This window comes from Paracoccus sp. TOH (assembly GCF_030388245.1).
Lineage (GTDB): Bacteria > Pseudomonadota > Alphaproteobacteria > Rhodobacterales > Rhodobacteraceae > Paracoccus > Paracoccus simplex.
Genome location: NZ_CP098361.1, coordinates 956,978 through 980,015, shown reverse-complemented (window position 1 = coordinate 980,015; position 23,038 = coordinate 956,978). Strand labels below are relative to the sequence as shown.

Genomic DNA, 23,038 nt, shown 5'->3' with positions numbered 1-23,038 from the left:
CCGTCAGCCTCGCTCAGCCAACCGCCGCTCGATCGCCTCCCAGATCAGCGCCGCTGCGTTGATGCCATCGAACCGCTCGAGTTCCTGGATGCCGGTGGGCGAGGTGACATTGATCTCGGTCAGCCAGCCGTCGATCACGTCGATACCGGTGAACAGCAGCCCCTTTTCGCGCAGAACCGGGCCGATGCGGGCGCAGATCTCGTATTCGCGCTCGGTGAGGCCGATCTTCTCCGGCCGCCCGCCGACATGCATATTAGAGCGCGCCTCGCCCGCCGCCGGCACACGGTTGATGGCGCCGACGGGCTCGCCATCGACCAGAATGATGCGCTTGTCGCCCCTGACCACCGCGGGCAGGTATTTCTGCGCGATGATCGGCTCGCGACTGTTGGCAAGAAAGGTCTCGACCAGCGAGGACAGGTTCGGATCGTCGGGCCGCATGTGAAAGATGCCGACCCCGCCATTGCCGTAAAGCGGCTTGAGGATGAAATCGCCATGCCGCTCTCGAAAGGCGCGGATTTGTGCCAGATCGCGGGTGATCAGCGTCGGCGGCGTCAGCTCGGGGAAATCCAGCACCAGAAGCTTCTCCGGGCTGTTGCGTACCCAGAACGGATCGTTGACCACATAGGTCGCAGGATGCACCCGCTCCAGCAAATGCGTGGTGGTGATGTAACCCATGTCGAAGGGCGGATCCTGCCGCAGCCAGACCACGTCGAATTCCGACAGGTCGACCTCGGCCCAGTCGCCGAACGTCACATGGTTGCCCTGCTCGCGCCGCAACGCAACGGGACGGCCGCGGGCCGTGACCCTTCCCTCGCAATAGCTCAGCCGGTCGGCGGTGTACTGGAACAGCCTGTGGCCGCGGGCCTCGGCCTCCAGCCCCAGCCGGAAAGTGCTGTCACCGTCGATCGAGACCTGCTCGATCGGGTCCATCTGCAGGGCCACATAAAGACTCATGTCATCATCCCCAGCCTGTTTCGAGCGATCTTGTCGCGCGCGCGGGCCGGGTTTGCAAGCCGCCGCGGTCAGTTCATGCCAAAGGCATTCTCGATGATCTCGACCCGGCCGAGTTGATCGACCAGTGCGGCATCGAACCGCATCACGGTCAGCAGCCCGGCCGGCAGGCGCCCGCAATATTCCAGCGCAGCCTGGCAGATCCGGGCGATCTGCCGGCCGCTGATCCGCTCGGCCGCGCGGGCATGACAACGCGATGTCTTGACCTCGACAAAGGCATATTCCTCGTCCTTGCGCAGGATGAGGTCGATTTCGCCGCCCCGGCCGTGCCAGCGCTCGGCCAGAACTTCATAGCCGCGCCGGCGATATTCCCGCGCCACCGATTCCTCGGCGAACCGGCCAGCCGACCAGGCGACGGCCCCGCGTCGTGCCCGGATGCCCGTGGCCGAGACAGGGGTTCCCTCGGAGATTCTTTCGAACTTCATTCCCGTTCCCTCTTCATCTCGACCGCCAGCGCATAGACCTCGCGCCGGGGCAAACCGAACCGCGCGGCGACCTCTGCCGCCGCCGCCTTCACGGGCAATGCGCCCAGCAACCCTTCCAGCGCCGCACGCAAGCTGCCCTCGTCCGCGACAACGGGTTCGGGACGCCCGAACAGCATCACAACCTCGCCACGCAATCCTTCCTCAGGGATTCTTTCGGCCAGCTCGGCCGCACTGCCCCGCATCACCTCTTCGAATTTCTTCGTCAGCTCCCTGCAGATCACCGTAGTCCGATTCGCCTCACTCTCGCACAGGTTTTCCAACAATTGCTTAACGCGTCTTGGGCTTTCGAAGACGATCACCGTCGCATCGATCTTTTGCCAGCTCGCGATCCATTTTCGACGCGCGCCTGCCGCTGCCGGCGGAAAGCCCACGAACAGGAAACGGTCGCTGGGCAGGCCCGAGACCGACAGCGCCGCCAGCGCCGCCGAAGGTCCGGGCAGCGCCCTGACGACAAATCCTGCCTCGGCAGCATCCCGCGCAAGCCGGTAGCCGGGATCGGCGACCAGCGGCGTGCCGGCATCCGAGGCATAGGCCACCGATTTCCCCTCGCCCAGCGCCGCAAGGATCGCCGGCCGCGCCCGGTCGGCATTGTGGTCGTGATAGGCGACGAGGCGCCGGCCCCGGACCGGAATGCCGTGAATATCCAGCAGGTGCCGGAGGTTGCGGGTATCCTCGGCGGCCAGCATATCGGCCGTGTTCAGCACGTCGAGCGCCCGGAGCGTGATGTCGCGCGCCGCCCCGATCGGGGTCGCGACCAGGTAGAGACCCGGCTCGGGCGGGACGGCCGAGACGGTCAGGGAAACCGGTCGTGCGCCCGTCCCGGTTGTGCTGGCGCCATCCTCCATCGCGGATCCCTTTCTCTCTGCCGGGGCAAGTTGCCATGTCCGGAATATGCCAATAACCTGCCCTCATCAAACCCCCAGCCTCGATCCAACAGGGAATCACGCCATGACCGTCCTGAAAACGATCCGCGGCGCCTTCGACCTGCGCCGTCCGCTGGCGCGCGTCGGAGCTGTCCTTGCCGCCGTGACGCTTGCCGCCTGCCAGCCCATCGAGATGGGGGCCTCGGGCCCGCAGACCGGCCAGAACATCGACCCGTCGCAGCCGGTCCCGGTGGCGCTTCTGGTGCCGGGCGGCACCGGCAGCGCGGATCTGGACTGGCTGGCGCGGTCGCTGGCCAATTCGGCCAAGATGGCGGCAGCCGATGCGCGCGGCGCGACCATCGACCTGCGGGTCTATGACGCCGGCTCCGAGCCCGGCGCCGCCGTCGCCATGGCCAACCGCGCCGCGGACGAGGGCGCCAAGATCATCCTGGGCCCGCTTTTCGCCGACAGCGCCAATGCCGTCGGCAATGCCATGGCGCCGCGCGGCGTGAACGTGCTGTCCTTCTCGAACAATACCGACATCGCCGGCGGCAATGTCTTCGTGCTGGGCAATACCTTCGACAATGTCGCCGACCGGCTGGTGAAATACGGCGTCAGGAACGGCAAGCGCCGCATCCTGATGGTGGCCGAGGACGATGCCGCCGGTCAGGTCGGCGCCCGCGCCATCCAGCGCGCCGTTCAGAAGAACGGCGCCACCCTGGCCGGTACGGCGGTGCATCCGCTGTCCAAGCAGGGCATCGACGGCATCGTGCCGAACGTCGCCTCGGCGGCGCTGTCGGGCAATGTCGATGCGGTGTTCCTGACCGCGAACCAGGGCGCGGTGCTGCCCTATCTGACCGACCAGCTGGTCAAGGCCGGCGTCAGCTCGGCCACGGTGCAGATGATGGGGCTGACGCGCTGGGACCAGCCCTCGGCCCGGCTGCAGCTGCGCGGCGTGCAGGGCGGCTGGTTCGCCATTCCCGACACCACCATGAAGGCGCAGTTCGACCAGCGCTATCGCGCCGCCCATGGCGAGGCCCCGCATGAGCTGGGCTCGCTGGCCTATGACGGCGTCTCGGCCATCGCCGCCCTGGTGCGCGCCGGCAAGCGCAATGCGCTGACCACCTCGGGGCTGACGCAGAATTCGGGCTTCGCCGGGATCTCGGGCGCGTTCCGCCTGAAGCGCGACGGCACCAACGAGCGGGCGCTGGCTGTGGCCACCGTGCGCAACAATCAGGTGGTGGTGCTGGATCCGGCACCGCGCAGCTTCGGCGGCTTCGGTTTCTGATCTTGAGCGCCAAGGATACCGACGCCCTGCCGCAAAGCGCCCCGGCCCTGCCCGGGGCGCATTCGCTGTTCAGCCCTGAAAGCTTCCTGCCCGCGCTGTCCGAGGCGCTGGCCGACGTCGCGGAGCCGCGCGAGATCCGCGCCCGGACGGTGGCAATCCTGGCCGCGGCCCGCGCCGCCGCCATGGCCGACATCGCCGCGGGCTTCATGTCCCACCCCCGCGCGGCGCGCGAGACGGTGCGCGCCATCGCCAGCCTGACCGACGCCACGGTCGCCGCCGTGCATCACGTCGCCACCACCATCCTGCATCCGGTGACCACCCCCACCGATGCCGAGCGGCTGGCGGTGCTGGCCATCGGCGGCTACGGCCGCGCCGAGATGGCGCCGCAATCCGACGTGGACCTGTTGTTCCTGACGCCGTGGAAAATCTCGGGCTGGGTCGAGAGCGTGGTGGAATCCATGCTCTACATGCTCTGGGACCTGAAGATGAAGATCGGCCAGGCCACGCGCTCGGTCGATGACTGTCTGCGGCTGGGGGCCGGCGACATCACCATCCGCACCAGCCTGCTGGAGCACAGGCTGGTCTGCGGCCATGCCGCCACCGCCGAGACCCTGCGCGACCGGCTGTGGGCCGATCTGTTCGACAACACCGTCCCCGAATTCATCGAGGCGAAGCTCGCCGAACGCGCCGAGCGCCACCGCCGCCAAGGCGGTCAGCGCTATGTGCTGGAACCCAATGTCAAGGAGGGCAAGGGGGGGTTGCGCGACCTGCAGACCCTCTACTGGATCGCGAAATACATCCATCGCGTCGACCGCGCCGTGGAACTGGTCGATCTGGGCTTCTTCACCCGCGAGGAGCACCTGACCTTCTGGCAGGCCGAGGATTTCCTTTGGGCGGTGCGCTGCCACCTGCACCTGATCGCCGGCCGGCCGCAGGACCAGTTGACCTTCGACATGCAGGTCGAGGTGGCCAAGCGCATGGGCTATCGCGACCTGGGAGGCCGCCGCGCGGTCGAGATCTTCATGCAGGACTATTTCCTGCATGCCACCAAGGTGGGCGAACTGACCCGCGTCTTTCTGGTCGCGCTGGAGGCGCGGCACCTCTACAAGGCGCCGATCATGAACCTGCTGTTCCAGCGCCGCCGCCGGGTCCGCGCCGGGTTCCGCGTGGATCGCGGCCGGCTGACCTATGTCGACGAAAAGCAGTTCCTGTCCGACCCGCTGAACATCCTGCGGCTGTTCGAGGAGGCGCTGCGCACCGGCATCCTGATCCATCCCGACGCCATGCGCGCCGTGGCGGCGAATCTCGAGACGATCGACGACCGCATGCGCTCGGACCCCGAGGCGGTGCGGCTCTTTCTGGACCTGCTGCTAAAGCACGGCAACCCGGAACGCTCGCTCAGACGGATGAACGAGCTTGGGGTGCTTGCGGCCTTCATCCCGGAATTCGCGCCGGTGGTGGCGATGATGCAGTTCAACGTCTATCACCATTACACCGTGGACGAGCACCTGATCCAATGCGTCGCCGCCCTGGCCGCCATCGAGCGCGGCGAGGATGCCGAGGATCTGCCGGTGGTCAGCAAGATCATGCGGGGCAAGATGAACCGGCGGGTGATCTACCTTGCCGTGCTGCTGCACGACATCGGCAAGGGCCGGGCCGAGGACCATTCGATCCTGGGCGCCCGGCTGGCGCGGCGCATCTGCACCCGCTTCGGCCTGCCGGCGGACGAGATCGAGACCATCGAATGGCTGATCCGCAACCACCTGCTGATGTCGGACGTGGCGCAGAAACGCGACATCGCCGATCCGCGCACGCTGCGCGACTTCGCCAAGGCGGTGAAGACGATCCGGCGGCTCGACATGCTGCTGGTGCTGACGGTCTGCGACATCCGCGGCGTCGGCCCCGGCACCTGGAACAACTGGAAGTCGATGCTGCTGCGCAAGCTGCACCAGGAAACCACGGCGGCGCTGGAGAACGGTCTTGAAGAGCTGAACCGCGACAAGCGCACCGGCGAGGCCAAGCGCTCGCTGCGGCACCTGCTGACCGCCAAGGGCTGGGAGCCCCGGGCGATCAAGGCGGAACTGGGCCGGCATTACGACAACTACTGGCCGGGCCTGCCGACCGACACGCATTACGTCTTTGCCGAGATGCTGAAGGATCTGGGCGATGACGAGATCCGCACCGACCTGCATCCCGACACCGACCGCGACGCGACCCGCGCCGCCTTCGTGCTGGCCGACCATCCCGGCATCTTCTCGCGCATGGCCGGGGCGCTGGCGCTGGTCGGGGCGAATATCGTCGATGCCCGCACCTATACCACCAAGGACGGTTTCGCCACGGCGGTGTTCTGGCTGCAGGATGCCGATGGCCATCCCTATGCCACCGACCGGCTGCCGCGGCTGCGCGCCATGATCCAGCGCACCCTGAAGGGCGAGATCGTCGCGCGCGAGGCGCTGGCCGGCCGCGACAAGCCCAGGAAGCGCGAGGCCGCCTTCCGCTTCCCGACCCATATCACCTTCGACAACGAGGGCAGCGACGTCTACACCGTCATCGAGGTCGATACCCGCGACCGCCCCGGGCTGCTTTACGACCTGACGCGGACCCTGGCCGACAACCATATCCAGATCGCCAGCGCGGTGATCGCCACCTTCGGGGCGCAGGTGGTGGACACCTTCTATGTCAAGGACATGTTCGGACTGAAGCTGCACCAGGCCGGCCGCCGCGAGTCGCTGGAAAAGAAGCTGCGCCAGGCGATCAAGGACGGCGCCGAACGGGCCGAAAAGGCCGAGCGACCGCTGGGCGGGACGTTCTGAGGGACCAAAGATGCAACCGATCAGACTAATCCGGGGCTTCCTCTCGGTGGGGGCGTGGACGCTGGGCAGCCGCGTCGTGGGCTTCGTCCGCGACGTGATGATCGCGGCCTATCTGGGCACCGGCCCGGTGGCGCAGGCCTATATCGTCGCCTTCACCCTGCCCAACATGTTCCGCCGCTTCTTCGCCGAGGGTGCCTTCAACACCGCCTTCGTGCCGATGTTCGCCAAGCGGCTGGAAAGCGACGAGAACCCGCGCGGCTTTGCCGAAGAGGCCTTTTCGGGGCTGTTCTCGGTGGTGCTGATCGTCTCGCTGGTCGCGCATCTGGTCATGCCCTGGCTGGTGCTGCTGCAGGCGGCGGGCTTTCAGGGCGACGAGCGTTTCGAGCTTGCGGTGATCTATGGCCGCATCTGCTTTCCCTATATCCTGTTCATCTCGCTGACGGCGCTGCTTTCGGGGCTGCTGAACGCCGGCGGCCGCTTCATGGCCGCCGCCGCCGCGCCGGTGCTGATGAATTTCGTGCTGATCGCCGCCATGCTGCTGGCCGATTGGCGGGGCTGGGACATGGGGCTGGCCATGGCCTGGTCCACGCCCATCTCGGGCATCGCGCAGCTTTTCACCGTCTGGTGGGCGGCGAAGCGCATGGGCTTCCCGCTGCGCCTGCGCCGGCCGCGGCTGACACCGGACATGCGGCGGCTGCTGGCCGTCGCCGCGCCGGCGGTGCTGGCCGGCGGCGTGGTGCAGGTCAACCTGCTGGTCGGGCGGCAGGTCGGCTCGTTCTTCGACGGCGCCATCGCCTGGCTGACCAATGCCGACCGGCTGTATCAGCTGCCGCTGGGCGTGGTGGGCATCGCCATCGGCATCGTGCTGCTGCCCGACATCTCGCGCCGGCTCAAGAACGACGATACCGGCGGCGGCCGCCATGCCTATAACCGCGCCGCCGAATTCGCGCTGTTCCTGACCGTTCCGGCCGCCGTGGCGCTGGTGGTGATGGCCTATCCGCTGATCTCGGTGCTGTTCCGGCGCGGCGCCTTCCTGACCGCCGATGTCGGGCCGACCGCCGTGGCGCTGGCGATCTACGGCCTGGGCCTGCCGGCCTTCGTGCTGCAAAAGGTGCTGCAGCCGCTGTATTTCGCCCGCGAGGATACCCGCACCCCGTTCCGCTTCGCGGTCTGGTCCATGGTGGTGAATGCGGTGGCGGCGCTGGGGCTGGCGCCCTTCATCGGTTTTTCCGCCGCCGCCTGGGGCACCACCATCGCCGGCTGGACCATGGCGGCGCAGCTTTGGCGCGGCACGAAAGCCTTTGGCGAGGCGGCCGAGTTCGACGACCGCTTCCGCCACCGCCTGCCCCGCATCTGCGCCGCATCCGCGGTGATGGGCGCGGTGATCTGGGGGCTGATGCTGGCGTTGGGCGACGCATTGGAGCAGTCCGGAACCCGCTATCTGGCGTTGGCCGCGCTGGTGCTGACCGGCATGGCGACCTATGGCGCCGCGGCGCTGGTGCTGGGCGCCTTCCGGCCCTCGGACCTGCGCGCGGGCTTCCGCCGTCAGCGCTGACGGATCTGGCGCATCACGCGCCCGATCCCGCCCGGCACCACCAGGAACGACAGAAGGAAGCCGCAGCAGAAGCCGGCGATCTCGGCGATCCAGGTCAGGCTGCCATCCTGAAACAGGATGCCGAAGACCAGCTGGAAGGCCAGCAGCATGCCGATCAGCGTGAAGGCGCGCAGGCGGTTGGCGTTTTCCTGCCCCAGCCGGGTCCAAAGCAGGAAGGTGAAGGCGCCGACGAAGCCGTAGACCGCCGGATAGCCGCCGATCAGTGGCTGAAAGCGGAATTGCGGCAAAAGCCCCGCGGCCAGCGTATAGACCAGCGCCCCGCCGATGGCCGAGCCGAAGAACAGCGCCAGCACCGCCCAGGCGCGGAACTGGCTCGCGATCAGGTTCCCCAGCGCCAGGGTGAAGACGATCACGAACAGCGCATGGGTCAGCGACAGATGCACGAAGGGATAGGTCAGGATGCGCCAGCTCTGGTCCAGCAGGAACAGCTTCATCTGCCACAGCCGCAGCACGAATTCCGGGATATAGGCGGTGCGCTCGACGGCGATCTGGCGCATGGCGAGGCCGGCCCCCTGCCCGCCGCCGCCGACGAAGCCAAGCTGGCCCAGCCCGAACACCGCCTCGCTGGCGATCATCGGCAGGGCGATCATCCAGACCACGGCGGGCACGGGATTCAGCGGCGATTCATCGTAACCGGGTCGCATCTAGGCTCCTTTCCAGTGGGCTGTTGCGCCCGGACGGGGCAAGAGGTAAGCCAGCCCCCGGGATTTTCCAAGCAGGTAGTGCCATGACCACGAGCTTCGCCAAGCGCATTTTCTCCGGCATCCAGCCCTCGGGCGGGCTGACGCTGGGGAACTATCTGGGCGCGCTGAAACGCTTTGCGGATTATCAGGGCAAGGGGGCCGAGACGATCTATTGCGTCGTCGACCTGCATGCGATCACCGTCTGGCAGGAGCCCGAGAAGCTGAGGCACAACACCCGCGAGGTGGCGGCGGCCTTCATGGCTTCGGGCGTCGACCCCGAGGTCTCGATCCTGTTCAACCAGAGCCAGGTTTCCCAGCACGCGGAACTGGCATGGCTTTTCAACACCGTGGCGCGGGTCGGCTGGATGTATCGCATGACCCAGTTCAAGGACAAGGCCGGCAAGAACAGCGAGAACTCGTCGCTGGGCCTTCTGGCCTATCCCTCGCTGATGGCCGCCGACATCCTGGCCTATCACGCCACCGCCGTGCCGGTGGGCGAGGACCAGAAGCAGCACCTGGAGCTGACCCGCGACATCGCCGCCAAGTTCAACCACGATTACGGGGTCGATTTCTTCCCGATCACCGAGCCCCTGATCGAGGGCACGGCGACCCGCGTCATGAGCTTGCGCGACGGCGGCAAGAAGATGTCGAAATCCGATCCCTCGGATGCCAGCCGCATCAACCTGACCGACGATGCCGACGCCATCGCGCAGAAGATCCGCAAGGCCCGCACCGATGCCGACCCGCTGCCCGGGGCGATGGAAGGCCTGAAGGACCGGCCCGAGGCGAAGAACCTCGTCAACATCTACGCCGCGCTTTCGGGCGAGACCGGCGACCAGGTGCTGGCGCGGTTCGAAGGCCAGGGCTTCGGCAGCTTCAAGCCCGCCCTGGCCGAGATCGCGGTCGAGGTGCTGGCGCCGATCACCCGGCGGATGACCGAGTTCATGGCCGACCCGGCCGAGATCGACCGCATCCTCGGCCGCGGCGCCGGTCAGGCGCAGGCCATCGCCGAGCCGATCGTCGCGCGCGCCAAGGACATCATGGGCATGATCCGCTCGCGCTGAGCGCCCGCAAATGTTCCAATGACTTCCCGGCAGGATGGGCTATGATTCCCCTCATCCTGCCGCAAAACGGGAAAGACCATGCCTGACCTGCTGTCGAGGATGCTCGGCGAACACCCCTGGCTTCTGGCCGACGGGGCGACCGGGACCAATCTCTACAACATGGGGCTGGCGCCGGGACAGGCGCCGGACCTGTGGTGCGAAACCCATCCCGACAAGGTGCGCGAACTGCACCGGCAGATGATCGCCTCGGGTGCCGACATCATCCTGACCAACAGCTTCGGCGCCAATGCCAGCCGGCTGCGGCTGGCCAAGGCCGAGGCCCGGGTCGGTGCGTTGAACCGCGCCGCCGCCCGGCTGGCGCGCGAGGCGGTGGCCGAGGCCGGTCGCGCGGTGCTCGTCGCCGGCTCGATGGGTCCGATCGGCGAGATCATGGCGCCGATGGGCCGGCTGACCGAGGCCGAGGCCACCACCATGTTCACCGAACAGGCGCAGGCGCTGAAGGAAGGCGGCGCCGATGTGCTGTGGATCGAGACGATCAGCGCCGCCGAGGAGATGCGCGCCGCCGCCAGGGCCGCGCAGGTCGTGCGCATGCCCTGGTGCGGCATGATGAGCTTCGAGCCGGGCGGGCGCAGCATGATGGGGGTGACGCCGCCGCAGCTCGCCGCGCTGATCGACCGGCTGCCCTATCCGCCGCTGGCCTATGGCGCGAATTGCGGCACCGGCCCGGCCGAGCTGCTGCTGGCGGTGGCGGGCTTCGCCGCCTCGGGCAACGAGCGGCCGCTGATCGCCAAGCCCAATGCCGGCGTGCCGCGCTATCAGGACGGCGGGCTGATCTATGACGCGACGCCCGAGGTCATGGCGGAATTCGCCGTGCTGGCCCGCGACATGGGCATCCGCATCGTCGGCGGCTGCTGCGGCACCACGCCCGCACATCTGGCCGCCATGCGCGACGCGCTGGTCGAGGCGCCGCGCGGACCGCGCCCCACCCCCGATGCGATCTCGGCCCGCATCGCCGAAGCCATGGGACCGGGCGAATAGTCAGAACAGCGGCAACTGGTCCCCCGGCCGGGGCGGCGGGCCGAAGCGGCTGCAATCCAGCACCTCGGCTTCGCGCACCAGCCCCAGCCGCTTACGGGCCAGCCGGAAACGCTGGCGCAGGAGTTCCGCCTCGACCCCCTCGCCCCGCATCCGGCTGCCGAAACGCGGATCGTTGTCGCGCCCGCCGCGCATCGCCTGCACCCGCGCCATGACATGCGCCGCCTTGCCGGGATGGTGACGGTCCAGCCAGTCGCGGAACAGCGGCGCCACCTCCAGCGGCAGCCGGACCTGGATCATGCTGGCGGCGCTGGCCCCGGCATCGCGGGCGGCCTGCATGATGCGCTCCATCTCGTGCTCGGTCAGCACCGGGATCACCGGCGCCACCATGACCCGCACCGGCACGCCCGCCTCGGCCAGGCCGCGGATCATCCGCAGCCGGGTCGAGGGCGCCGGGGCCCGCGGCTCCATCTGCCGCGCCAGCTCCGCGTCCAGCGTGGTGATCGAGACGCCGGCCATCACCTGTCCCTTGGCCGCCATCGCCCCCAGCAGGTCAAGGTCGCGCATCACCGTGGCGCCGCGCGTCACCAGGCTCAGCGGATGGTTCCAGTCATGCAGGACCTGCAGGCAACCGCGCATGATGCCCAGCTTCGCCTCGACGGGCTGGTAGGGGTCGGTATTGGTGCCGAAGGCGATGGGCGCCACCGCATAGCCGCGCCGGCCGATCTCGGCTTCCAGCAGTTCGGGGGCATTGGGCTTGGCGGTGATGCGCGTCTCGAAATCCAGCCCCGGCGACAGGCCCAGATAGGCGTGGCTCGGCCGGGCAAAGCAATAGATGCAGCCATGCTCGCAGCCGCGATAGGGGTTGATCGAGCGGTCGAAGGGGATGTCGGGCGAGGTGTTGCGAGTGATGATCGAGCGCGCCCGCTCCTGCGCGACCTCGGTGCGCAGCAGGGCCTGTTCCTCGGGGATGTCCCAGCCGTCATGCTGGCGCTCGGCCTGATAGGGCTCGAAGCGGCCGGCGGGGCGCGAGTCGGCGCCGCGGGCGCGCAGGATCTCGTCGGGGTTGCGGGGTGGCAGGGTCATGCCGCCACACTAGAACATTTAGCGAACATTTTCCAGCGCCGGCACGCATCCCCGCCCGGAATCGGCCGAAGCAGGCCCAACTGCCGCGCCGGTTGCGGCACGGGGCTTTTCGCCGGGGCATTTGCCACCCATATTGAGAAGAATGGAGGGTGCCATGCCGTTGCCGCATTTCCTGATCCTGATCCTTGCCGTGGTCCTGGCTGCGGGGCTGACGATCTGGGCGGCAAGCGCCGCGGGCGTTCCGCTGCTGGCCATCGGATTGCTGGCGCTGGCGGCGGCGGGCATCGCGCATCTGACCATGCGCGACCATCATTCCCGCTAGGAGCCACCCGGCAATTCCGCCGCCGCGAGCCGCGGAGATTGGCCTTGAGGGGGGTCCGGATTTGTGATTTGTAGAGGATCGTTGCGGGTGTGGTGGAATGGTAGACGCAGCGCACTCAAAATGCGCCGCCGCAAGGCATGTCGGTTCGAGTCCGACCACCCGCACCAATCCCCCCTCTGAATCGTTCCGGTAAATCGCGCCAAGCGGCGCGTCCCGCAGCCGGCCGTAGCACGGCCGGAGCTTCGGCGGTGCGGACGCGCGCCCCGGCTCACGCGCTGGCAGGAAAAAAAGCGGCAGCCGGCATGAGCATCATACCGGCTGCGTCGGAGCATCACTTCCAGATCGGCGCGTGGCGGTTCACGTCCTTGTAAAGCAGATAGCGGAAATTCCCCGGCCCGCCGGCATAGCAGCATTGCGGGCAGAAGGCGCGCAGCCACATGAAATCGCCGGGCCCGACCTCGACCCAGTCGCGGTTCAGGCGATAGACCGCCTTGCCCTCGATCACGAACAGCCCGTGCTCCATCACATGCGTCTCGGCAAAGGGGATCGAGCCGCCCGGCTTGAAGGTCACGATGGTGATATGCATGTCGTGGCGCATATCGGTCGGGTCCATGAAGCGGGTGGTGGCCCAGCTGTCATGGGTATCGGGCATCGGGATCGGGGCGATGTCGCGTTCGTTGGCGACGATGACGTCGGGCTTCTCCAGCCCCTCGACGGCCTGCCAGCGCTTGCGCCACCAGTGGAAGCGCGCGGTCTCGGCGCCGTTCCTGACCGACCAGGCCAGGCCGGCCGGGATATAGGCGAAGCCGCCGGGCTGCAGCTCATGCGCCTGGCCGTCGATGGTCAGCGTGATGGCGCCTTCGGTGACGAAGATCGCCGCCTGCACGCCCGCATCGTCCTCGGGCCGGTCCGAGCCGCCCTGCGGCTGCAATTCGACGATATACTGGCTGAAGGTCTCGGCGAAGCCCGAGAGCGGCCGGGCGATCATCCACATCCGCATCCCCGTCCAGCCCGGCAGGAAGCTGGTGACGATGTCGCGCATCGTGCTGGCGGGGATGACGGCATAGGCCTCGGTGAAGGTGGCGGTGTCCGTGGTCAGGTCGGTCTGCGGCGGCAGGCCGGCGAAAGGCCCGGCATAGGTCGGGGTCTTGGCGGTCATCTCAGGTCTCCGTTGCGCCGGGATCGCTTTGCCCCGGTCCGTCTGTGGCGGTCCCGGCCCGCCATGGCGGCGGCCGGGGTCGGGCTCAGTTGCTGCCCAGCATCTGCTGCAGGCGCAGCGCGCCGATGCGGCTGACCTGGCGCTCGGCCTCGACGCGCTCGGTGGCGGTGTCGTTGTTGATGCGCCGGCGCATGGCGGCCATGATCCCCGGCTTGTCGTGGTCGCGCACCGCGATGATGAAGGGGAAGCCGTGCTTTTCCACATAGGCGGTGTTCAGGCGGTCGAACTCGGCCCGCTCGGCATCGGTCAGGCTGTCCAGCCCGGCGCTGGCCTGTTCGGCGGTGCTGTCGGCGGTCAGGCGCTTGGCCGCGGCCAGCTTGCCGGCCAGGTCCGGGTGCGCCAGCAGCACGGCCAGCCGCTCCTCGTCCGAGGCGCTGCGGAACACCTGCGCCATGCGCGCCGCCAGCCCGGCGGCGGTGTCGTGGATGGCGCCCATCTCGCCGTCCCAGACCCGCTCGGCGATCCAGGGCGAATGCTCGTAGATGCCGCCGAATGTCTCGACGAACGCCGCGCGCTCCATCTGCGAGGGGCGCGGTCGGGGCTGCCAGGGATGCGTCCCGGCCCAGTGCCGCGCGATGTCCAGCCGGGTGGCGAACCAGACCCCCTCGTGGTTGCGGGCATGGTCCAGGAAGCGCTTGACCGCCATGGCCCGGCCCGGCCGGCCGGCCAGGCGGCAATGCAGGCCGATCGACATCATCTTCGGCGCCCCGGCCTCGCCCTCGGCATAAAGCACGTCGAAACTGTCGCGCAGGTAGTCGAAGAACTCGACCCCGGTGCCAAACCCCTGGCCCGAGGAGAACCGCATGTCGTTGGCGTCCATGGTATAGGGCACCATCAGCTGCGGTTTGCCGTTGTGGACATGCCAATAGGGCAGGTCGTCGGCGATGGTGTCGGCCAGGTATTCGAAGCCGCCCTCCTCGCATCCCAAGCCCACGGTGTTCATCGAGGTGCGGCCCTGGTAGAAGCCGCGCGGCCGCTCGCCGGTGACGCGGGTGTGCAACTCGACAGCGCGGGCGATATGCTCGGCCTCGACCTCGCGCGGGATGTCGCGGTAGTCGATCCATTTATAGCCGTGGGTGGCGATCTCCCAGCCGGCCTCCTGCATGGCGGCGACCTGTTCGGGCGCGCGCTCCAGCGCGGTGGCGACGCCGTAAACCGTAACCGGCACGTCCTGGAGCAGGCGATGCAGGCGCCAGAAGCCCGCGCGCGCACCATAGTCGTAGATCGATTCCATGTTCCAGTGCCGCTGGCCCGGCCAGGGCTGGCAGCCGATGATCTCGGACAGGAAGGCTTCCGAGGCGGCGTCGCCATGCTCGATGCTGTTCTCGCCGCCCTCCTCGTAATTGATGACGATCTGTACCGCGATCCGGGCGTTTCCGGGCCATTGCGGGTCCGGCGTCCGGGCCCCGTAACCGATCATGTCGCGGCTGTATCGCATCGCTTGCTTCCTTTTCCCTTTTCTGGCTGACTAGCACTCATCACCCTGCCGGCCTGTCAAGCAACCCGAGAATTTCTATAAACAGAACCAAGTTTTCCTTGAAAATGTGGTTTATAAACTCTCTGTTGAAACTCTGTCGCTAGACCCTGCATGGTCGTTGAAGATCGCCGGGCATAATCTGGCCACCATGGCGGGGATCCGCCAATGGGAGGAATCATGCCAGACAAGCAATCGGGCCTGACGGCCAGCGGCGCCAGCATCAGTCCAACGGGAGGAACAGTGCTAGACAAGCAATTCGGCCTGACGGCCCATGGCACCAGCATCAGGACCGAGGTGATCGCGGGGATCACCACCTTCCTGACCATGGCCTATATCATCTTCGTGAACCCCGACATCCTGTCCTCGACCGGCATGGACCGCAACGCGGTCTTCGTCGCCACCTGCCTGGCGGCGGCGCTGGGATCGGCGATCATGGCGCTGTGGGCGAACTGGCCCATCGGCATGGCGCCGGGCATGGGGCTGAACGCCTTCTTCGCCTTCACCGTGGTCGGCGCGCTGGGATTCACCTGGCAGCAGGCGCTGGGGGCGGTGTTCATCTCGGGCCTGGTGTTCCTGTTCCTGTCGGTGACCGGCATCCGGCGCTGGCTGATCGCCGGCATTCCCGCATCCATGCGCAGCGCCATCGCCGCCGGCATCGGCATGTTCCTGGGGCTGATCGCGCTGAAGAATTCCGGCATCGTGGTGGACAATCCGGCGACCTTCGTCGGGCTGGGCGACCTGACCCAGACCGGCACGCTGCTGGCGGTGCTGGGCTTCTTCATCATCGCGGCCCTGGACGCGCTGAAGGTGCGCGGCTCGATCCTGATCGGCATCCTGGTCATCACCGTGGTCTCGATCGCGCTTGGCGCCAGCCCGTTCGCCGGGGTGGTCTCGATGCCGCCCTCGATCGCGCCGACCTTCCTGCAGCTCGACGTGGCGGGGGCGCTGACCGTCGGCATCTTCCACGTCATCCTGGTCATGGTGCTGGTCGAGGTCTTCGACGCCACCGGCACGCTGATCGGCGTGGCCAAGCGCGCCGGGCTGCTGACCGAGGGGCCGGCCCATACCAATACCGGGCTGAGCCGGGCGCTGATGGCGGATTCCACCGCGATTCTGGCCGGCTCGATGCTGGGCACCAGCTCGACCACCGCCTATGTCGAAAGCGCCTCGGGCGTGCAGGCGGGCGGGCGCACCGGGCTGACCGCGCTGGTGGTGGCGGTGCTGTTCCTGCTGGCGATGTTCTTCGCGCCGCTGGCGGGCTCGGTTCCGGCCTATGCCACGGCGCCGGCGCTGCTTTACGTCGCCTGCCTGATGGTGCGCGAGTTCGAGGAAATCGAATGGGCCGACGTCACCGAATCCGCCCCGGCGGTGCTGACGGCGCTGATGATGCCCTTCACCTATTCCATCGCCAACGGCCTGGCCTTCGGCTTCGTCAGCTACGCGGTGATCAAGCTGCTGACCGGCCGCGCGCGCGAGGTGCATGCCGCGACCTGGGTGGTGGCCGCGCTGTTCGTGATCCGCTTCGCCTTCTTCATGGAATAAGCGGCGCTTTGGCCTGAAAACGGGGCTCGCCTGGCGGCGGGCCCTTTTGCGTTGCGTCCCCCGGACCCTAGCCCGCCCGGCGGAAGGTCAGGTTGATGCGGCAGGCGCCGGTCAGCGGATGTTCGCCCCGCCGCAGCGTCAGGATGCCGTGCCAGTTCAGCCGCGCCGGCCCGCCCCAGACCACCGCGTCGCCGTGGTTCAGCCTGTGCTTCGCCACCGGATCGCCGCGTTCCGGCCCGCCGAACTGGAACGTCGCCGGCAGGCCCAGCGAGACCGAGACGATGGGCGCGTCGAATCCCGCCTCGTCGCGATCCTGGTGCAGGCCCATCTTCACCCCCGGCACATAGCGGTTGATCAGGCAGGCATCGGGCCGGAAGCCGGGAAAGCCCGCAAGCGCCGCGGCCGTCTCGGCCAACTGCCGGAAGCGCGGCGGCATCTCGGGCCAAAGCTGGCCGGTCAGCGGGTCGCGCGGTTCGTAGCGATAGCCGCGGCGGTCGCTGACCCAGCCAAGCGCGCCGCAATTCGTCATCTCGACGCCGATCCGCCGCCCGCCCGGGGTCTGCATGTGGCGAAAGGGCGAAAGGCCGGCGATGCGCGCGACCTCATCGAGCATCGCGGGGTCAAGCGCGAAGCCGCGCAGGATCACGGCGCCGGGACCGATGGGTTCGTCGCGGCGGGTTCCGAACAGGTCTGGCTCCATGCTGCCCTCCCACGCTATTGTCATGCCACGGCCCTTGACCCACGCGCCCGGCAGTGGCTTTCAGGTTGGGCCACAGCAAAGGACTGATGCCATGCCCCGTCCCCTTGCCGCAATCGCCTTGGCGCTGCTTTGCGCCCTGCCGCTGGCGCCAGCCCAGGCCCAGGCCCAGGCCCAGGATCACAGCGCGGCCGAGATCGCGGCGATCAAGCAGGCGGTGTTCGGCAGTCCCGACCTGCCGGCGATGGGCAATGCCCAGGGCGATGCGGTGCTGGTCGAGTTCTCGGATTACAATTGCGGCTTTTGCCGGAAAAACGCGCCGCAGGTGGCGGCGCTGCTGGAATCGGATCCCGGGTTGAAGCTGGTGGTGCACGAGATCCCGATCTTCGGCGAGGGCTCGCGCTATGCCGCCATGGCGGCGCTGGCCGCGCAGGCGCAGGGCAAGTATCCCGAGTTTCACCGCGCCCTGATGGCGATGCAGGGCAAGGCCGAGCAGGCCTCGGTGCTGCGCGTCGCGCGCGAGGTCGGGCTGGACGTGGCGCGGCTGCAACGCGACATGCAGGCGCCCGAGATCACCCAGCGGATCGAGCGGTCGCTGGAACTGGCGGACGAGATCGGGTTGGTCGGCACGCCCAGCTTCATCGCCGGCGACCGGGCGGTGTTCGGCTATCTGAGCAAGGCCGAACTGGCCGAGCTGGTGGCCGAGGCGCGCGCCGCGAAATAGAGCGCGCGCCTTTCGCCTCAGGTGCGGATCTCGACGCCCAGATGCTTGGCGACGGTGAAGATGTCCTTGTCGCCGCGGCCCGACAGGTTCACCACCATGATGTGATCCTTGGGCAAGGCGGGCGCGATCTTGACGACATGGGCCAGCGCATGGCTGGGCTCCAGCGCCGGGATGATGCCTTCCAGCCGGCAGAGGGTCTGGAAGGCCGCCAAGGCCTCGTCATCGGTGACGCTGACATATTCGGCGCGGCCGCGTTCCTTCAGCCAGGCATGTTCGGGACCGATGCCGGGATAGTCGAGCCCGGCGCTGATCGAATGCCCTTCCAGGATCTGGCCTTCCTCGTCCTGCAAGAGATAGGTGCGGTTGCCGTGCAGCACGCCGGGACGGCCGCCGGTCAGGCTGGCGCAATGCTGCATGCGCTCGTCCACGCCCTTGCCGCCGGCCTCGACGCCGATGATGCGCACCGAGGGCTCGTCCAGGAAGGGATGGAACAGTCCCATGGCGTTCGAGCCGCCGCCGATCGCCGCGACCACGCTGTCGGGCAGCCGCCCCTCGCCCTCTTGCTCCTCGAGCTGCCAGCGGGTCTCGCGGCCGATGATGCGCTGGAAGTCGCGGACCATGGCCGGATAGGGATGCGGGCCGGCCACCGTGCCGATGCAGTAGAAGGTGTCGCGCACATTGGTCACCCAGTCGCGCAGCGCATCGTTCATCGCGTCCTTGAGCGTGCCGCGGCCCGAGGTGACCGGCACCACCTCGGCGCCCAGCAGCCGCATGCGGAAGACGTTCGGCGCCTGGCGCTCGACGTCATGGGCGCCCATGTAGACGATGCATTGCAGCCCGAAGCGGGCGCAGACCGTCGCGGTCGCCACGCCGTGCTGGCCGGCGCCGGTCTCGGCGATGATCCGGGTCTTGCCCATGCGGCGGGCCAGCAGGATCTGGCCCAGCACGTTGTTGATCTTGTGGCTGCCGGTATGGTTCAGCTCTTCGCGCTTCAAGTAGATCTTCGCGCCGCCCAGCTCCTCGGTCAGGCGGGGGGCGAAATAAAGCGGGCTGGGACGGCCGACGTAATGCTTCCACAGCGCGTCCATCTCGGCCCAGAAGGACGGGTCGTCCTTGGCGCGCTCGTATTCCGCCTCGAGATCGAGGATCAGCGGCATCAGCGTCTCGCTGACGAAGCGGCCGCCGAAGATGCCGAAACGGCCCTGCTCGTCCGGGCCGGTCATGAAGCTGTTGATGAGATCTTCGGCCATGGCTCTCCTCGCGGCGCGGTCGGAATGGGTATTTGGGAAACGGTGAAAGCCCGTCGGAGGGATAGCCCGTCAGAGGGATTTCTTATATCCGATATGCGAAGGGGTAAAGCCGAGCCTGTCGTAGAAGCGATGCGCGTCGCCGCGGCTGCGGTTGGTGGTGAACTGCAGCAGGCGGCAGCCGGCGGCGCGGGCGCGGGCCTCGGCGTCGCCGATCAGCGCCTCGCCGATCCGCTGGCCGCGCAGGTCGGGGCGGACCCGCACGCCCTCGATCTGGGCGCGGCGGGCGGCGGAAAGCGACAGGCCGGAGATGAAGGTGATCTGGTAGCAGGCGGCCAGCTCGCCGCCGATTGCGCCGACGATCAACTGGTTCGCGGGTTCGGCCTGCATGGCGTCGAAGGCGGCGAGATAGGGGCCGAGGTCATCGCGCTCGCGCGCCCGACCCAGCATGTCGTCGCGCAGCAGGGCGACCACCGCGGCCACCTCGTCGCGCCGCGCCGCGCGGAAAGTGACGGCGGGGCTCACAGGATCGGCGCCGTGGCGCGGGCGATGAAGCGGCGGATGCGTTCGGGATCCTTGACGCCCGGCGCGCTTTCGACGCCCGAGGAGACATCGACCCCCGGCGCGCGGGTCAGGCGCAGCGCCTCGGCCACGTTCTCGGGGGTCAGGCCGCCGGCCAGCAGCCAGGGTTTGAGGATCTGCCGCCCGGCCAGCAGCCGCCAGTCGAACGCGAGGCCGTTGCCGCCGGGCAGCACGGCATCCCTGGGCGGCTTGGCGTCGATCAGCAGCATGTCGGCCACGAGGCCGTAATCCCAGAGCGCATCCAGATCCTGCGGCTCGGCCAGGCCCACCGCCTTCATCACCGGCAGGCCGCTGCGCGCCTTGACCTCGGCCACCCGGGCCGGCGTCTCGGCGCCGTGCAGCTGGATCAGGTCCAGCGGCACCCGCGCCAGCACCGCATCCAGCGCCGCATCGTCGGGATCCACGAACAGCCCCACCTTGGCCACGCCCAGCGGCACCTGCGCGGCGAGCTCGGCCGCCGTTTCGGGCGAGACATGGCGCGGCGATTTCGGGAAGAAGACGAAGCCGACATAGCGCGCCCCGGCCTCGACCGCCGCCGCGAGGCCGGCGGCCTCGGTCAGGCCGCAGATCTTGACGGAAACAGTCATCGGCTCAGCGGGTCGCCGGCAGGTTCGCGCCGGCGGGCTGCGCCGCCGGCTTGCGGGCCGGCGCCTCGTCCAGGATGGCCAGAACCTCGTCGCGCGGCGCGGCATGGGTCTTGCGCAGGTGCCCCACCTCGCGCTGCAGATCGGCAAGGTGCTGGGCGCGGCGGTTCGATTCGGCGCGCAGATGCGACTCGCGCAGCCATTCCCAGACCAGCCCGACCAGCACGCCGAAGACCATGGCCAGGAACAGCGCCACAAAGGCCGGCATGGTCAGCGACCATTGCCCGCCGGCAAAGGGCGCGAAGGCCTCGGGCAGCAGGCTGACGGTGACGAGGTCGCGATTCGCCACCGCCAGCAGAATCAGCACGATGGCCAGAATGACAAGGAAGAAGATCCGGATCGCGCGCATGGCTTACTCCGCTGAATGGGTCGCGGACAATCTGGCCTATTCGGCCTCGCCGTTCAACCGCTCGCGCAAGAGCTTGCCGGTCTTGAAGAAGGGCACATGCTTTTCGTCGACGCTGACCGCCTCGCCGGTGCGGGGGTTGCGGCCCTGGCGCGCGTCGCGCTTCTTGACCGAGAAGGCGCCGAAGCCGCGCAGCTCCACCCGGTCGCCGCGTGCCATGGCGTCGATGATCTCCTCGAAGACGGTGTTCACGATCCGCTCGACATCGCGCTGGAACAGGTGCGGGTTCTCTTCGGAGATTTTCTGGATCAGTTCGGATCGGATCATTGCGTTTCCTGAATCTGGTGTTCCAACGAATTCCTGCCCCCGATCATAGGTCGGGCGTTGTGGCAATCAATCCGAGAACGCGCGGCGGCGGGTTTGGTTGCCGTGCTTTTCAAGCCTTTATGGGGCAATACGCGGAAATCCGCAATGAAAAGCGCCCCCGGGACGACCCGGGGGCGCAAGGATCAGCCGACGGGGCGCCTTGCCCCGGTCCGGGCGCGCGGCCTCAGCCGCGGCCCTTCAGCGCGGCGCCAAGGATGTCGCCCAGCGAAGCGCCCGAATCCGAGCTGCCATACTGGTCGATCGCTTCCTTCTCTTCGGCGATCTCGCGGGCCTTGATCGACAGGCCCAGACGGCGGGTCTTGGTGTCGATATTGGTGACGCGGACGTCGACATGGTCACCGACCTGGAAGCGCTCGGGGCGCTGGTCCTGACGGTCGCGAGCCAGGTCCGAACGACGGATGAAGGACTTCATGCCGTTGTATTCGACCTCGATGCCGCCATCCTCGATCGCCGTCACGGTGACGGTGATGACCGAACCACGCTTCACGCCTTCGACGGCTTCGGCCATCTGGTCGTTTTCCAGCGCCTTGATCGACAGCGAGATGCGTTCCTTGTCGACATCCACTTCCTGAACGACGGCTTTCACCACATCGCCCTTGCGGAAATCCTGGATCGCGTCTTCGCCGCGGGCATCCCACGAGATGTCCGACAGGTGAACCATGCCGTCGATATCGCCTTCGAGGCCGACGAACAGACCGAATTCGGTGATGTTCTTGACTTCGCCCTCGATGACGGTGCCGGCCGGGTGGGTTTCGGCAAAGACTTCCCACGGGTTGCGCATGGTCTGCTTGAGACCCAGCGACACGCGGCGCTTGGCTTCGTCGATTTCCAGCACCATGACGTCGACTTCCTGCGAGGTCGAAACGATCTTGCCGGGATGGACGTTCTTTTTGGTCCAGCTCATTTCCGAGACGTGGACCAGACCCTCGACACCGGCTTCCAGCTCCACGAAGGCGCCGTAATCGGTGATGTTGGTCACGCGGCCGGTATGGACCGAGCCGATCGGGAACTTCGAGCCGACGGTATCCCACGGATCGGCCTGCAGCTGCTTCATGCCCAGGCTGATGCGGTGGGTTTCCTTGTTGATCTTGACGACCTGGACCTTCACGGTCTCGCCGATCGACAGGATCTCGGACGGGTGGTTGACGCGGCGCCAGGCCATGTCGGTGACGTGCAGCAGGCCGTCAACACCGCCCAGATCGACGAACGCACCGTATTCGGTGATGTTCTTGACCACGCCCTCGACCGTCTGACCTTCGGTCAGGTTGGCGATGACTTCGGCGCGCTGTTCGGCGCGGCTTTCTTCCAGGATGGCGCGGCGCGACACGACGATGTTGCCGCGGCGGCGGTCCATTTTCAGGATCTGGAACGGCTGCTTCAGCCCCATCAGCGGGCCTGCGTCGCGCACCGGGCGGACGTCGACTTGCGAGCCGGGCAGGAACGCGACAGCGCCGCCCAGATCGACCGTGAAGCCGCCCTTGACGCGGCCGAAGATGGCGCCTTCGACGCGCTCTTCGGCGGCATAGGCTTTTTCCAGGCGATCCCAGGCTTCTTCGCGGCGGGCCTTCTCGCGCGAGATCGAAGCCTCGCCGCGGGCGTTCTCGACGCGGTCCAGATAGACCTCGACCTCATCGCCGACGGCGATGGCGGGGGCTTCGCCGGGATTTGCGAATTCTTTCAGATCGACGCGGCCTTCCATCTTGTAGCCGACGTCGATGATGGCCTGGCCCGCCTCGATGGCGATGACCTTGCCCTTGACCACCGAGCCCTCGTCGGGCGTGTCGATGGCGAGGCTTTCGTTCAGGAGGGCCTCGAACTCCTCCATGGTCGCTTTAGCGCACATATAGATCCAGTTTCCTTTTCGATTATTTCTGGCCATGCGGTTGGCTCCGCCGGTCTCTTTGTAGG

General features: G+C 67.7%; 22 protein-coding genes and 1 tRNA gene. 9 read left to right on the top strand and 14 right to left on the bottom strand.

All coding sequences use genetic code 11. The features are described from left to right. Positions 1-3: 3 nt before the first annotated feature. The 3 genes from gshB to rsmI form a co-directional block, all read right to left on the bottom strand. Positions 4-954, bottom strand: coding sequence for a glutathione synthase (gene gshB, locus NBE95_RS15450; RefSeq protein WP_289895118.1), 951 nt, complete (start codon positions 952-954; stop codon positions 4-6). Between the two features lie 68 nt (positions 955-1,022). Then, positions 1,023-1,436, bottom strand: coding sequence for a YraN family protein (locus tag NBE95_RS15445; RefSeq protein ID WP_289895116.1), 414 nt, complete (start codon positions 1,434-1,436; stop codon positions 1,023-1,025). Further along, a complete protein-coding gene (rsmI, locus tag NBE95_RS15440) occupies positions 1,433-2,341 on the bottom strand; it encodes a 16S rRNA (cytidine(1402)-2'-O)-methyltransferase (protein WP_289895115.1) in 909 nt (302 codons plus the stop codon). The genes NBE95_RS15445 and rsmI overlap by 4 nt, the downstream gene beginning before the upstream one ends. 103 nt (positions 2,342-2,444) lie before the next feature. Here rsmI and NBE95_RS15435 point away from each other — a divergent pair, with 103 nt between their 5' ends. From NBE95_RS15435 to murJ, 3 genes are read left to right on the top strand one after another with little or no spacing between them, the layout of a single operon-like run. Beyond that, entirely contained in the window at positions 2,445-3,647 is a 1,203-nt protein-coding gene (locus tag NBE95_RS15435; protein WP_289895114.1) for a penicillin-binding protein activator, read from the top strand. Positions 3,648-3,649: 2 nt separating this feature from the next. Continuing rightward, a complete protein-coding gene (locus tag NBE95_RS15430) occupies positions 3,650-6,460 on the top strand; it encodes a [protein-PII] uridylyltransferase (RefSeq protein ID WP_289895113.1) in 2,811 nt (936 codons plus the stop codon). Between the two features lie 10 nt (positions 6,461-6,470). Further along, entirely contained in the window at positions 6,471-8,015 is a 1,545-nt protein-coding gene (gene murJ, locus NBE95_RS15425; RefSeq protein WP_289895112.1) for a murein biosynthesis integral membrane protein MurJ, read from the top strand. On the opposite strand, the gene NBE95_RS15420 is transcribed toward murJ, so the two are convergent. After that, on the bottom strand, positions 8,006-8,719 hold the full coding sequence (locus NBE95_RS15420) for a rhomboid family intramembrane serine protease (RefSeq protein WP_289895111.1): 714 nt from the start codon (positions 8,717-8,719) through the stop codon (positions 8,006-8,008). The genes murJ and NBE95_RS15420 overlap by 10 nt on opposite strands. Before the next feature lie 83 nt (positions 8,720-8,802). On the opposite strand from NBE95_RS15420, the gene trpS reads away from it, so the two are divergent. Next, positions 8,803-9,822, top strand: coding sequence for a tryptophan--tRNA ligase (gene trpS, locus NBE95_RS15415; protein ID WP_289895110.1), 1,020 nt, complete (start codon positions 8,803-8,805; stop codon positions 9,820-9,822). A 78-nt stretch (positions 9,823-9,900) separates the two neighbouring features. After that, positions 9,901-10,860, top strand: a complete 960-nt coding sequence (bmt, locus tag NBE95_RS15410; RefSeq protein WP_289895109.1) for a betaine--homocysteine S-methyltransferase — start codon at positions 9,901-9,903, stop codon at positions 10,858-10,860. On the opposite strand, the gene NBE95_RS15405 is transcribed toward bmt, so the two are convergent. Next, entirely contained in the window at positions 10,861-11,943 is a 1,083-nt protein-coding gene (locus NBE95_RS15405; protein WP_289895108.1) for a PA0069 family radical SAM protein, read from the bottom strand. A gap of 154 nt (positions 11,944-12,097) precedes the next feature. On the opposite strand from NBE95_RS15405, the gene NBE95_RS15400 reads away from it, so the two are divergent. Together NBE95_RS15400 and NBE95_RS15395 are read left to right on the top strand one after the other, a co-directional pair. Beyond that, positions 12,098-12,265 carry a hypothetical protein gene (locus tag NBE95_RS15400; RefSeq protein WP_289895107.1) on the top strand — a complete coding sequence of 56 codons (168 nt, stop codon included), beginning with the start codon at positions 12,098-12,100 and terminating at the stop codon, positions 12,263-12,265. A gap of 83 nt (positions 12,266-12,348) precedes the next feature. Next, positions 12,349-12,432: transfer RNA gene (locus NBE95_RS15395), tRNA-Leu, on the top strand. A gap of 164 nt (positions 12,433-12,596) precedes the next feature. Here NBE95_RS15395 and NBE95_RS15390 read toward each other — a convergent pair. Together NBE95_RS15390 and puuE are read right to left on the bottom strand one after the other, a co-directional pair. Next, positions 12,597-13,424 (bottom strand): bifunctional allantoicase/(S)-ureidoglycine aminohydrolase, encoded by an 828-nt coding sequence (locus NBE95_RS15390; protein ID WP_289895105.1) that lies wholly within the window; start codon positions 13,422-13,424, stop codon positions 12,597-12,599. 85 nt (positions 13,425-13,509) lie between these two features. Then, the gene (gene puuE, locus NBE95_RS15385; RefSeq protein ID WP_289895104.1) at positions 13,510-14,922 is read right to left on the bottom strand and encodes an allantoinase PuuE; all 1,413 of its coding nucleotides are present in this window, start codon (positions 14,920-14,922) and stop codon (positions 13,510-13,512) included. 216 nt (positions 14,923-15,138) lie between these two features. Here puuE and NBE95_RS15380 point away from each other — a divergent pair, with 216 nt between their 5' ends. Next, a complete protein-coding gene (locus tag NBE95_RS15380) occupies positions 15,139-16,503 on the top strand; it encodes an NCS2 family permease (RefSeq protein ID WP_289895103.1) in 1,365 nt (454 codons plus the stop codon). Between the two features lie 67 nt (positions 16,504-16,570). Here the strand turns inward: NBE95_RS15380 and alkB are convergent, their stop codons facing one another. Further along, positions 16,571-17,227 carry a DNA oxidative demethylase AlkB gene (alkB, locus tag NBE95_RS15375; RefSeq protein WP_289895102.1) on the bottom strand — a complete coding sequence of 219 codons (657 nt, stop codon included), beginning with the start codon at positions 17,225-17,227 and terminating at the stop codon, positions 16,571-16,573. A 67-nt stretch (positions 17,228-17,294) separates the two neighbouring features. Here alkB and NBE95_RS15370 point away from each other — a divergent pair, with 67 nt between their 5' ends. Beyond that, on the top strand, positions 17,295-17,924 hold the full coding sequence (locus NBE95_RS15370; protein WP_289895101.1) for a DsbA family protein: 630 nt from the start codon (positions 17,295-17,297) through the stop codon (positions 17,922-17,924). Between the two features lie 17 nt (positions 17,925-17,941). Here NBE95_RS15370 and trpB read toward each other — a convergent pair whose 3' ends face one another. The 6 genes from trpB to rpsA all read right to left on the bottom strand — a co-directional run bounded on the left by trpB (position 17,942) and on the right by rpsA (position 22,973). Further along, positions 17,942-19,174 carry a tryptophan synthase subunit beta gene (gene trpB, locus NBE95_RS15365; protein ID WP_289895100.1) on the bottom strand — a complete coding sequence of 411 codons (1,233 nt, stop codon included), beginning with the start codon at positions 19,172-19,174 and terminating at the stop codon, positions 17,942-17,944. A gap of 69 nt (positions 19,175-19,243) precedes the next feature. Further along, a complete protein-coding gene (locus tag NBE95_RS15360; protein WP_289895099.1) occupies positions 19,244-19,696 on the bottom strand; it encodes a GNAT family N-acetyltransferase in 453 nt (150 codons plus the stop codon). Then, positions 19,693-20,340 (bottom strand): phosphoribosylanthranilate isomerase, encoded by a 648-nt coding sequence (locus NBE95_RS15355; protein ID WP_289895098.1) that lies wholly within the window; start codon positions 20,338-20,340, stop codon positions 19,693-19,695. Before NBE95_RS15355 ends, NBE95_RS15360 begins: the two co-directional genes overlap by 4 nt. Positions 20,341-20,344: 4 nt before the next feature. Continuing rightward, positions 20,345-20,746, bottom strand: a complete 402-nt coding sequence (locus tag NBE95_RS15350; RefSeq protein WP_289895097.1) for a LapA family protein — start codon at positions 20,744-20,746, stop codon at positions 20,345-20,347. 36 nt (positions 20,747-20,782) lie between these two features. Continuing rightward, positions 20,783-21,070 carry an integration host factor subunit beta gene (ihfB, locus tag NBE95_RS15345; RefSeq protein WP_199259836.1) on the bottom strand — a complete coding sequence of 96 codons (288 nt, stop codon included), beginning with the start codon at positions 21,068-21,070 and terminating at the stop codon, positions 20,783-20,785. Positions 21,071-21,293: 223 nt separating this feature from the next. Then, positions 21,294-22,973 (bottom strand): 30S ribosomal protein S1, encoded by a 1,680-nt coding sequence (gene rpsA, locus NBE95_RS15340; RefSeq protein WP_289895096.1) that lies wholly within the window; start codon positions 22,971-22,973, stop codon positions 21,294-21,296. Positions 22,974-23,038 lie beyond the last annotated feature (65 nt).